This window comes from Streptomyces bobili (genome assembly GCF_002154575.1).
GTDB lineage: Bacteria > Actinomycetota > Actinomycetes > Streptomycetales > Streptomycetaceae > Streptomyces > Streptomyces bobili.
The window spans coordinates 1-10,955 of record NZ_MUBA01000599.1 but is presented as its reverse complement, the minus strand read 5'-3'; the positions used below and the strand labels follow the sequence as shown (position 1 = coordinate 10,955).

Sequence of the window (10,955 nt, the reverse complement as noted above, 5' to 3'; positions counted from 1 at the left end):
CAGCAGCGGCACGCCTCCGCTCACCGTCGGCATCCGCCCGCACGCCTGGGAAAGCCCCTGCGACCAGCGGTACCTGATCGACCGTGAGCCGGGGCGGGTCTCGCCCCCGCCCGTCGAGCAGGACGCGCCCGCCTGGGTGGCGGCGCACGGGGCCGTGCCCTCCGGGAAGCAGTTCCTGGAGCTGACCGTGCAGGGCACCGGCGAGGAGACGGTGGTCGTCGACGGGCTGAAGGTCCGCATGGTCCAGAAGCGGTCCCCGCTCGCCTGGAGCGACTACGCCATGGGCTATCCGGGCGTCGGCTGCGGAGCCGGGGTGCCGACCCGCTACTTCACCGTCGCCCTCGACGCCGCACGGCCGGCGGTCGTGCCGGAGGCCGGGCACGCCGACTTCCCGTTCAAGGTCAGCGAGTCCGACCCGGAGGTCTACTACATCAACGCCGACGCCTCCGCGTACGACGTGAGCTGGACGCTGGAGCTGTCCTGGTCCAGCGGCACCCGGCACGGCACGCTGCTCCTCGACGACGAGGGCAGGCCGTTCCGCACCAGCGGCAACAACGGACGGCCCGCCTACGAGTTCCCGCTCGGCGGATCCGCGTGGCAGCGGGCGGGGTCTTCGCCGGCGCCGTAGCGCCTGGCCCGCCCCGAAACCCGGCGCCCTCCCGCGTCCGCATCCTGGAAAACCGTGTGTACACAGCAGCTGTCTCTCTAGGCTGCGGGGGCGCGAGGACGAGGGCGTGGGGGATTGCCGTGCCCGTGGTTGAAGGAGCCGTTCCATGACCGTTGCCGCCACACCGATCGCTTCCGTGCCGCCGCTCGCCGCGCGGACCCGGACTGTCGGCGGGTCACCCGTGCGGGACATCCTGGCCGTCACCGGGCGCCCCGAGGTGATCAACTTCGCGGGCGGGCTGCCCGCGCCCGAGCTGTTCGACCGTGACGGCGTCGCCGCCGCCTTCCGGCATGTGCTGGAGGAGACACCGGGGCGGGCCCTCCAGTACGCCACCACCGAGGGCGAACCCGTCCTGCGGGAACATCTGGCGCGGCGCATGTCCGCGCGAGGACTGCCGACCGACGCCGACGACCTGCTCGTCACCACCGGCTCCCAGCAGGGCCTGTCACTGCTCGCCACCGCGCTCGTCGACGCTGGCGACACCGTCCTCGTCGAGGAACCCTGCTATCTGGCCGCCCTCCAGGTCTTCGGCCTCGCCGGCGCCAGGATCGTCGCCGTCCCCGGGGACGCGGACGGCCCGGACCCCGAGGCCCTCGCGGAGCTGGTCGTCCGCGAACGGCCCAAGCTCCTCTACACCGTCCCCACCTTCCAGAACCCCACCGGCCGCACCCTGCCCGCCGAGCGTCGCGCCGCCCTCGCCTCCGTCGCCGCCCGGCACGGCCTGTGGATCATCGAGGACGACCCCTACGGCGAACTCCGCTACGAGGGCGAGCGCGTCCCCTGGATCGCCGCCCACCCCGACGCCCGCGACCGCACCGTGCTGCTCGGCTCCTTCTCCAAGGTCATGGCCCCCGGCCTGCGACTGGGCTGGCTGCGCGCGCCCGCGGAGCTGCGCCGGGCCTGCGCCGTCGCCAAGCAGGCGGCCGACCTGCACACCCCGACCGTCAACCAGCTCGCCGCCGCACGCTACTTGGCCGTCTCCGACCTCGACGCCCATGTGGCACGCGTCGCCGCCGTGTACCGCGAACGCCGCGACGCCATGCTCGCCGGCCTGCCGGACGCCCTCCCGCAGGGCTCGGTGTGGAACCGCCCCGAGGGCGGCATGTTCCTGTGGGCCCGGCTCCCGGAGACGCACGACACCGCCGCCCTGCTCCCCAGAGTGGTGAGCGAGGACGTCGCCTACGTCCCCGGCGCCCCCTTCTACCCCGCAGAGCCCGACCGCTCCACCCTCCGCCTCTGCTTCGTGACACAGACGCCGGAGGAGATCGCGGAGGGGCTGCGGAGACTGGGCCGGGGGCTGAGGGACGGCCGCTGAGGTCAGCCCCGCGTCAGTCCCACCAGAAGGACCAGACGTGCTCGCCGATCAGCCCGCTGGCGTACGCCTCCAGGGTGCCGGATCCCTGGAGGATGTTGTCCGGGCAGAACGCGAAGTGTTCGGCGGCCACCGCCTCCGCCTCCGCCACGGTGGTGGGCGGGGCCGCCACGGACACGGCCAGCACGTCGAAGCCGATGCCGACGACCCGTATGCCGAAGCGGTCCTCCCAGGAACGCAGGACCGCGCCCAGCCGCGCCGTGTCGTTCTCATGGTTGACCGGGCCCGACCAGCCGATGGCCGCCGGTACGTCCGCACTGCGGCGGGCCGGGACCAGGGCCAGGTGCGGTGCCCCGAACCACGACGGGCCCTCACCGGCGAGGGCGTCGGCGATCTGCGCGGCCCGCACGTCCGGATCGGCGTTGAGCGTGGGGGCGTCGGCCAGACCCGGCCACTCCTCGTCCTCCGCCGCCCACTCCTCCCAGAAGTCCTCCAGCACCTCTTCCGCGTCGTGATCCCCCGGATACGACATCCGGGCGGGCGCCAGGTCCCACTGCTCCGGCCCGCCCTGGGAACCGCCCAGGTCGATCAGGACCGGCACCAGCCCGGCCCGCCCCGCCGGAGCGCCCAGCGCCGACCAGTTGCCCGGCGCCGCGGTCCGCGCGGCATGCCACAGCAGCGGCTCGTGCCACACGCCCTGGTCCGTCATGTCGATCAGCCTGCCCGGCGGCAGCTGGAGCCCGAGGGAACGCCCACTGGGATCGGACGCCAGCTTGGGCAGGGGATTCGGAAGAGTCGCCATACGTGTGACTGTAGGCGCAGCCACTGACATCGGACCCTGCTGCCGTCCCTGTCCCCGTGGCTGTGTGATACCGAGGTCTGACGGGATCCGCCGACAGGGGCACGTGGGCCTGTCCGACCCTGCCGTACCGCCGTCCGGACCACGCGGCTGGGACCTCACCCGCGACTACGTGTCAGCCTTCTTCGACCTTCACCTGCCGGGCATCCCGCAACCGCTCCTCGACGGCCCCCGGGTTCTTGGAGGCGCGTGCGAGTTCGCCGAACCCGGCCCACGGTGAGGCCCGCTGCCGCGGCCGCCAGGAGGGCAGCCCTCGTCACCCGCGTCGATGCCGCCGGAGACGGGTCAGCCAGATGCCCAGGCCGATCGTCGGCAGGACGACGGCCGCCGGGATGACCACGCCGGCGCCTCCGATCAGCAGGAAGGTGATCAGTGCCTCGCCGATCGACGGGTCGTCCGTGCCACCCAACTGCCTCTCCCCACGCTCGCGTTCCCATCCTCTGGAGGACGGACGCGCGAGCGTGAGGAGTCGGTTCCGGGCGCCGGGTGGGCGTCAGAGCCGCTCGGGCGTGCGGATGCCCAGCAGAGCCATGCCCTTGTGGAGGGTGCGGCCCGTCAGGTCCACCAGGAAGAGCCGGTTCTCGACGACCTCCGGCGCGTTGTCCGCGGACAGCACGTGACACTGGTCGTAGAACGTCGTCAGGTGCGAGGCCAGCTGGTACAGGTACGCCGCCAGCTTGTGCGGCTCGTAGGCCGCCGCGACCTCGTGGACCGTCTCGCCGAACTGGTCCAGGTGCAGACCCAACGCCCGCTCAGCCGGGGCCAGTTCCAGCTCCGGGTGCGCTACCGGACGCGCCTCGCCCGCCTTGCGCAGGATCGACTGGATACGGGCGTACGCGTACTGCAGGTACACCGACGTGTCGCCGTTCAGCGACACCATCTGGTCCAGGTCGAACTTGTAGTCCCGCACGGCCGAGGTCGACAGGTCCGCGTACTTCACGGCGCCGACACCGACGTACCGGCCGTTCTCCTCGATCTCGCGCTCGCTCAGGCCGACCTTCTCCGCCTTCTCCCGGACGACGGCCGTGGCACGGTCGACCGCCTCGTCGAGCAGATCGACCAGCTTGACCGTCTCGCCTTCACGGGTCTTGAACGGCTTGCCGTCCTTGCCCAGGACCGTGCCGAACGCCAACTGGTGGGCCGTGGCCTCGCCGTTCAGCCAGCCCGCCCTGCGCGCCGTCTCGAAGACCATCTTGAAGTGCAGCGACTGCCGGGCGTCCACGACGTAGACGAGCGAGTTGGCCTTCAGCTGGAAGACACGGTCCCGGATCGCCGACAGGTCGGTCGCCGCGTAGCCGTAGCCGCCGTCCGACTTCTGCACGATCAGCGGGACCGGATTGCCGTCCGGGCCCTTGACGTCGTCGAAGAAGACGCACAGGGCGCCCTCCGAACGGACCGCCACGCCCTTCTCCTCCAGGAGGCGGCAGGTCTCGGCCAGCATGTCGTTGTAACCCGACTCGCCGACGATGTCCTCGTCGCGGATCTCCATGTCCAGCTTGTCGAAGACGGAGAAGAAGTAGATCTTCGACTCGTCGACGAACTTCTGCCACACGGCGAGCGTGTGCGGGTCCCCCGCCTGGAGGTCCACCACCCGGCGCCGGGCCCTCGTCTTGAACTCCTCGTCCGCGTCGAACAGCCTGCGCGCGGCCTTGTAGAGACGGTCGAGGTTCGACATCGCCTCCTCGCCGCTCACCTGGGCGTCCTTGTGGTCCAGCTCGTGCGGGTGCTCGTCCAGGTACTGGATGAGCATGCCGAACTGGGTGCCCCAGTCGCCGATGTGGTGCCTGCGCACCACGCTCTCGCCGGTGAACTCCAGGATCTCCGTCACCGCCGCGCCGATGACCGCCGACCGCAGATGGCCGACGTGCATCTCCTTCGCCACGTTCGGCTGCGCGTAGTCGATCACCGTCGTGCCCGGCGCGTCCGCGAGCGGCACACCGAGCCGGTCCGCGTCCGCGTACCGCGCGCCCAGGTTCTCGATGATCGCCTTGTCCGTGATCGTCACGTTCAGGAAGCCGGGCCCGGAGACCTCGATGTCCTTGATCAGGTCACCGGTGACGACCTGGGCGACCACCTGCGTCGCCAGCTCCCGCGGATTGGCCTTCGCCTTCTTCGCCAGGGCCAGGATCCCGTTCGCCTGGTAGTCCGCCCGGTCGCTGCGTCGCAGCAGCGGGTCCGCGCCGACGGCCTCCGGCAGAGCAGCCGAGAGGGCGGACGCGAGGTGCTGTTCGACGGAGTGACTGAGGGACGTGACCGAGGCCATGGAGTGGCTGCCGTTCTGCTCGGGTTTTCGGAAGTACTACGGAAACCGAGTATCCCACGCGGTGAAAAGCGGTTTTCGCGGATGCGGTCCGGCCTGGGACAATGGACGGACTTCAAGCCTTCCGGGCTTCCTGCCTTCCAGCCTTCACACCAGAGGACGTGCCGATCGTGGCTCAGAGCACCGAGACCACCGACTGGGTCTCCCGTTTCGCGGACGAGGTCATCGAGGAGTCGGAGCGCCGAGCCGGGGACAAAGCGGCATCACCCGCCACCGCCCCCGTGGTCGTCGTCGCGTCCGGGCTCTCCCCCTCCGGTCCCATCCACCTCGGGAACCTCCGCGAGGTCATGACGCCGCACCTCGTCGCCGACGAGATCCGCCGCCGCGGGTACCAGGTCCGCCACCTGATCTCCTGGGACGACTACGACCGCTACCGCAAGGTCCCGGCCGGCGTCCCCGGAGTCGACGACTCCTGGGCCGAACACATCGGCAAGCCGCTGACCTCCGTCCCCGCCCCCAAGGGCTCCGCCCACCCGAACTGGGCCGAGCACTTCAAGTCGGCCATGATCGAGTCGCTGGCGGAACTGGGCGTCGAGTTCGACGGCATCAGCCAGACCCGGCAGTACACCACCGGCGTCTACCGCGAGCAGATCCTGCACGCCATGCGCCACCGCGGCGACATCGACGCGATCCTCGACCAGTACCGCACCAAGAAGGCCCCCCCGAAGCAGAAGCAGCAGAAGCCCCTCGACGAGGCCGAACTGGAAGCCGCCGAGGGCTCCGGCGCCGCCGCCGAGGACGACGGCAGCTTCGGCACCGCCGGCTACTTCCCGTACAAGCCCTACTGCGGCAACTGCGAGAAGGACCTCACCACCGTCACCGCCTACGACGACGACAGCACCGAGCTGACCTACGTCTGCGACTCCTGCGGCTTCTCCGAGACCGTCCGGCTCAACGAGTTCAACCGCGGCAAGCTCGTCTGGAAGGTCGACTGGCCCATGCGCTGGGCCTACGAAGGCGTCGTCTTCGAGCCCAGCGGCGTCGACCACTCCTCACCCGGCTCCTCCTTCCAGGTCGGCGGCCAGATCGTCGGCATCTTCGGCGGCAAGCAGCCCATCGGCCCGATGTACGCGTTCGTCGGCATCAGCGGCATGGCCAAGATGTCCTCCTCCAAGGGCGGCGTCCCCACCCCCGCCGACGCGCTGCAGATCATGGAACCGCAGCTCCTGCGCTGGCTCTACGCCCGCCGCCGCCCCAACCAGTCCTTCAAGATCGCCTTCGACCAGGAGATCCAGCGGCTCTACGACGAGTGGGACAAGCTCGACGCGAAGGTCGCGGACGAATCCGCGCTCCCCGCCGACGTGGCCGCCCACTCCCGCGCCGTCCGTACCGCCGGCGGCGAGCTGCCTCGCACTCCCCGTCCGCTGCCCTACCGCACCCTCGCCTCCGTCGCCGACATCACCGCCGGCCACCAGGACCAGGCACTGCGCATCCTCAGCGAACTCGACCCCGGGAACCCCATCGGCTCGCTGGACGAGGCACGCCCCCGCTACGACAAGGCCGAGGCCTGGATCAACACGCACGTCCCCGCCGATCAGCGGACCATCGTGCGCGACGAACCCGACGCCGAACTCCTCAAGTCCCTCGACGAGGCCTCCCAGAACTCGCTGCGGCTCCTGCTCGACGGTCTCGCCGACCACTGGTCCCTCGACGGGCTGACCCACCTCGTCTACGGCGTCCCCAAGGTCCAGGCCGGCTTCCCCGCCGACGCCACCCCGAAGGAACTCCCGCCGGAGATCAAGACCGCCCAGCGGACCTTCTTCGCCCTGCTCTACCACCTGCTCGTCGGACGCGACACCGGCCCGCGCCTGCCCACGCTGCTCCTCGCGGTGGGACAGGAGAGGGTGCGGGCCCTGCTCGGGGAGTAAGCCGTTCCTGACCTTGTACGAGGAGGGGGCGCCCGGTGATCACCGGGCGCCCCCCTCCTCGTACCGCTTGCGGCCTGCCGCGTACCGCTTACGCGATGTGGTCCTCTTCCAGCTCCAGACCGTGGCGGTGCTGGAACGTGTCCGTGAGCGCCTTCAAAGCGCTCGGGCTCAGCGTCACGCCGTACGTCGCCTGGATGTTGTCCCCCAGGACGCGAGGCGTCGGGTAGCTGCCGTCTATCGACTGACGGAAGACCTGGTAGTACGCCTCCTCGTCCGGCTCCGGAGGACCACCGCCCTCACCCAGCTCACGCGTACGGCCGGGAGCCACCGGGATCGGGAAACTGCCCGTCTCCTCCGGCGAAGGCTCCTGGGACGGGGGCTCCTGCTGGTACTGCCCCTGGTACTGCTCCGCCTGGAGCTGCTCCTGGTACCACTGCTCGTACTGTTCCTGCGGGTCGTACATGGGGTCGTAGCCGCCCTGATAGGCAACCTCCTGCGGCGGAGGCTGGAACCACGGACTCTGCTCCGGCTCGGGTTCGCTCGCCTCACGCTCCGCGTTCGCATGCGCGGGCTGAACGGCACGCTGCTCGCCGGCAGCCGCCGCGGTGGCTGCCGGTACCCGCGCGGTCTCCGCCGGCGTCAGCGCCTGCTGCGCCTGCTGCGGCTGCAACTCCTGCCTCGGCGCCGGGGGCAGCAACGCCGGCTCGATGCCCGCCGCCGCCAAGCCCGAAGGCGCCGTCTCCGCCAGCGGGACGCCGTAACGAGCCAGACGCAGAGGCATCAGGGACTCCACCGGAGCCTTGCGACGCCAGGCCCGGCCGAAGCGGGAGCGCAGACGGGCCTGGTAGACGAGACGTTCCTGCTCCAGCTTGATGACCTGCTCGTAGGAACGCAGCTCCCACAGCTTCATCCGCCGCCAGAGAAGGAAGGTCGGCAACGGCGACAGCAGCCAGCGCGTGAGCCGCACGCCCTCCATGTGCTTGTCGGCCGTGATGTCCGCGATCCGGCCGATCGCATGGCGGGCCGCCTCGACGGACACCACGAACAGGATCGGGATCACCGCGTGCATACCGACACCCAGCGGGTCCGGCCAGGCCGCCGCACCGTTGAACGCGATCGTCGACGCCGTCAGCAACCACGCGGTCTGCCGCAGCAGCGGGAACGGGATACGGATCCACGTCAGCAGCAGATCCAGGGCCAGCAGGACGCAGATACCCGCGTCGATGCCGATCGGGAACACGTACGAGAAGTTCCCGAAGCCCTTCTGCAGGGCCAGCTCACGGACGGCCGCATACGAACCGGCGAAGCCGATCGCTGCGATCACCACGGCGCCGGCCACGACCACACCGATGAGAATGCGGTGCGTCCGAGTCAGCTCGATTGGCGCTGCCACCCGTACTCCCCTCCCCTTGCGTGTTGTTGCGCGCAACAGGGTGGCACATGTGTGCGGCTCGCGCGTTGCCGGTACGTCAGCTCTTCTTCGCCGCCGATGCGGAAGCCGAAGCGGACGGCGACTTCGACGGCGACTTCGACGGTGCCGTCGACGACGGCTTCGACGGCGTCGGCGACGACGAACCGTCGCCCGCACCCTCGCCGTTGGCCGCCTCGACCGACGCCACCGCCTCCTTGGCCGCCAGCTCCGCCGACTTCACCAACGCCGCCGCGTCCGGCGTCTTGTCACCCGCCAGACCCGCGCCGTTGTAGTCAACCGTGACCACGACGTTCTCCACCCGGGACACGACCGTCTGCTGCTTGAACGCGCCTTCCGACTTCTTCAGGTCGTAGCGCACCGTCGTCGCCTGGTCGCCCGTACCCGCGACCGCCTGCGACTTCGGGTTCTTCGCACCCGCCGTCGCCGCCACATCCTGGACCTGCTTGGCGTAGTACTCCTGCGCCTGCTGCTCGCCGCTGCTCGCCGCGTCCGTCTCGAAACGGACCAAGGACACGTTCAGCCAGCGGAACTGCGAACCCTTCACACCGTTGTTGTCCAGACTCGACCAGGAACAGGAGGCCCGCGCCGCCGTATCGCTCGACGCCCCCTCCTTCCCCTTCGCCGGAGCCTTCGGCACCAGCGCGGTCAAGGTCTTCTTCGACAACACGCCACACGCCTCGGGCAGCGCACCGTACGCCGCCGCCTGCACCGTGGGCTCCGCGCTCGGGGACGTACTCGCCGACGCGCCACCACTCTTCTGCGCCGCGCCGGATTCGTCACCCGAGCCCGAGCCCGAGTCGGAGCCGGAGGAGCAGCCTGCGGCGATCAGCATCACGGGTACTGCGGCCGCCGCGGCCAAGAGGCGGTTCAAGCCCCCCGCACGCATCGTTCGCCGGGCTCGCTGGTCGTCTCGCTGGGCTCGTCGCTGCATGGTTCCTTCACTCATGACGCTCGTGGTTCCTGCGGTCGGATCGGGGTCCGGGGGGCCACGGTACGCGGTGAAGAAGCTGTGCGTTTCCGCTTCCACGGCATCGGGCGCGAGCGGCCCGTGTGCCTGAAGTGGCCTCAGCCGGCCAGGGAATCGGCGAGCTGGGCCGCCAGTTTCCGGGCCCTGTCCTGCATTTCCTTGCTGTCCGGGACGACGCCGATCGACGCCGCCTGCTCCTCGTACTCGATCGTCACGATGACATTGGACGTGCGGAACGCCACAGTCACCATGCGCTGCTTCGCCGTCGAACCCGAGCTGGCGAGCACGTCGTTCACGAAGCCCTCGTCACCGAGATCGTCGAGCAGACGGGGCTGGAGGTCGGCGGAGGCGGAAGCGGAGGGAGAGGCCGAAGCGGAGACGGAAGCGGAAGAAGAGGGGGATGCCGATGTGGATGTGGACGCGGAAGGGGACGGGGAGGCGGACGCGGACGGCGACGTCGCCGTCTCACTGCCCGACGGGGTCGGCGCGGGCAGACCCGCGGCCGTCACCTTCCGGGCGAACAGCGTCTCGGCCTGACTGTCGTCACTGACAGCGGTGTCGTACGACACCACCCGCTCCAGGTCGACACGCAGGTGGTCGATGGCATCCGTGGACTCCACCTTCCAACGGCAGCCCGCCTTGCGGTCCGTGTCGAACGTCAACGTCGCCTGACCCGCATAGGCACTCTCCCGCTGCGCCTCGTCGGCGATCAGGCGAATACCCGGCAGGAGAGAGTCGAGAGTGCTGCGGCCCACCGCCCCGCAGGCCTCCGGCAGGGCGTCGTAGCGACCCGGCTCGGCGACGGCGGTCGCCGTGCCGGCGTCCCCCGGATTGGAGTTGTCCGTCGTGCCACCGTCGTCCGAACTACCCGTGCAGCCGGCCAGCAGCACCGCGAGGAGTGCGGCGACGCCGGGTACGTACGCCTTCCGCTGCACGGTCGGCTCCTCTCGACGGTCAGATCGTGGGTGGCATTCCAGTGTCCCCGCTGCTTAATCGCTTGCCGGACAGGGGTGGCCCCAGCAGACAATGTGTATCGCACGCAACACCGTGGATGCCGGTCCGCCGTCCTGAATGGCCACCTTGGCGCCGGTTTTGCGCTTTATGACTTCTGTTGGTTTCCGGGGGAATGAGGACGATATGTCGTATGTGGAAATGCCGGGCGCGAAGGTTCCGATCCGTATGTGGGCCGACCCCGCGACGGTCGAGGACGGCGCGCTCCAGCAGCTGCGCAACGTCGCCACCCTGCCGTGGATCAAGGGCCTGGCCGTCATGCCGGACGTGCACTACGGCAAGGGCGCGACGGTCGGTTCGGTCATCGCCATGCAGGGAGCGGTGTGCCCGGCGGCGGTCGGCGTCGACATCGGCTGCGGAATGTCCGCGGTCAAGACCTCCCTCACGGCGAACGACCTGCCGGGGGACCTGTCCCGGCTCCGGTCGAAGATCGAGCAGGCGATTCCGGTGGGACGGGGGATGCATGACAGTCCCGTCGAGCCGGGGCGGTTCCATGGGCTCGCGACCGGGGGGTGGGAC

9 protein-coding genes and 1 pseudogene are annotated in these 10,955 nt (G+C 70.2%); 4 read left to right on the top strand and 6 right to left on the bottom strand.

From position 1 onward, the window contains the following. Both BZL64_RS34630 and BZL64_RS34625 read left to right on the top strand, forming a co-directional pair. Positions 1–628: pseudogene (locus tag BZL64_RS34630) on the top strand (transcriptional regulator); the annotation flags it as partial. A gap of 145 nt (positions 629–773) precedes the next feature. Then, entirely contained in the window at positions 774–1,982 is a 1,209-nt protein-coding gene (locus BZL64_RS34625) for an aminotransferase-like domain-containing protein (RefSeq protein WP_086773039.1), read from the top strand. Between the two features lie 13 nt (positions 1,983–1,995). Here the strand turns inward: BZL64_RS34625 and BZL64_RS34620 are convergent, their stop codons facing one another. The 3 genes from BZL64_RS34620 to argS all read right to left on the bottom strand — a co-directional run bounded on the left by BZL64_RS34620 (position 1,996) and on the right by argS (position 5,101). Then, entirely contained in the window at positions 1,996–2,781 is a 786-nt protein-coding gene (locus BZL64_RS34620) for a DUF4253 domain-containing protein (protein ID WP_086773038.1), read from the bottom strand. 313 nt (positions 2,782–3,094) lie between these two features. Further along, positions 3,095–3,247, bottom strand: a complete 153-nt coding sequence (locus BZL64_RS39985) for a hypothetical protein (protein WP_158101582.1) — start codon at positions 3,245–3,247, stop codon at positions 3,095–3,097. Positions 3,248–3,331: 84 nt separating this feature from the next. Continuing rightward, complete coding sequence (argS, locus tag BZL64_RS34615) at positions 3,332–5,101, bottom strand: arginine--tRNA ligase (RefSeq protein WP_086773037.1); 1,770 nt, start codon at positions 5,099–5,101, stop codon at positions 3,332–3,334. 158 nt (positions 5,102–5,259) lie between these two features. Here argS and lysS point away from each other — a divergent pair, with 158 nt between their 5' ends. Continuing rightward, positions 5,260–7,026, top strand: a complete 1,767-nt coding sequence (gene lysS / locus BZL64_RS34610; RefSeq protein ID WP_086773036.1) for a lysine--tRNA ligase — start codon at positions 5,260–5,262, stop codon at positions 7,024–7,026. Positions 7,027–7,114: 88 nt separating this feature from the next. Here the strand turns inward: lysS and BZL64_RS34605 are convergent, their stop codons facing one another. The 3 genes from BZL64_RS34605 to BZL64_RS34595 all read right to left on the bottom strand — a co-directional run bounded on the left by BZL64_RS34605 (position 7,115) and on the right by BZL64_RS34595 (position 10,360). Continuing rightward, positions 7,115–8,419 carry a DUF2637 domain-containing protein gene (locus BZL64_RS34605; protein WP_086773035.1) on the bottom strand — a complete coding sequence of 435 codons (1,305 nt, stop codon included), beginning with the start codon at positions 8,417–8,419 and terminating at the stop codon, positions 7,115–7,117. Between the two features lie 76 nt (positions 8,420–8,495). Beyond that, positions 8,496–9,404, bottom strand: a complete 909-nt coding sequence (locus BZL64_RS34600) for a DUF3558 family protein (RefSeq protein WP_086773034.1) — start codon at positions 9,402–9,404, stop codon at positions 8,496–8,498. A gap of 119 nt (positions 9,405–9,523) precedes the next feature. Next, the gene (locus BZL64_RS34595; RefSeq protein WP_086773033.1) at positions 9,524–10,360 is read right to left on the bottom strand and encodes a hypothetical protein; all 837 of its coding nucleotides are present in this window, start codon (positions 10,358–10,360) and stop codon (positions 9,524–9,526) included. A gap of 202 nt (positions 10,361–10,562) precedes the next feature. On the opposite strand from BZL64_RS34595, the gene BZL64_RS34590 reads away from it, so the two are divergent. Beyond that, positions 10,563–10,955, top strand: a 393-nt coding sequence (locus tag BZL64_RS34590; RefSeq protein WP_143663393.1) for an RtcB family protein, incomplete at its 3' end; no start/stop codon positions are given.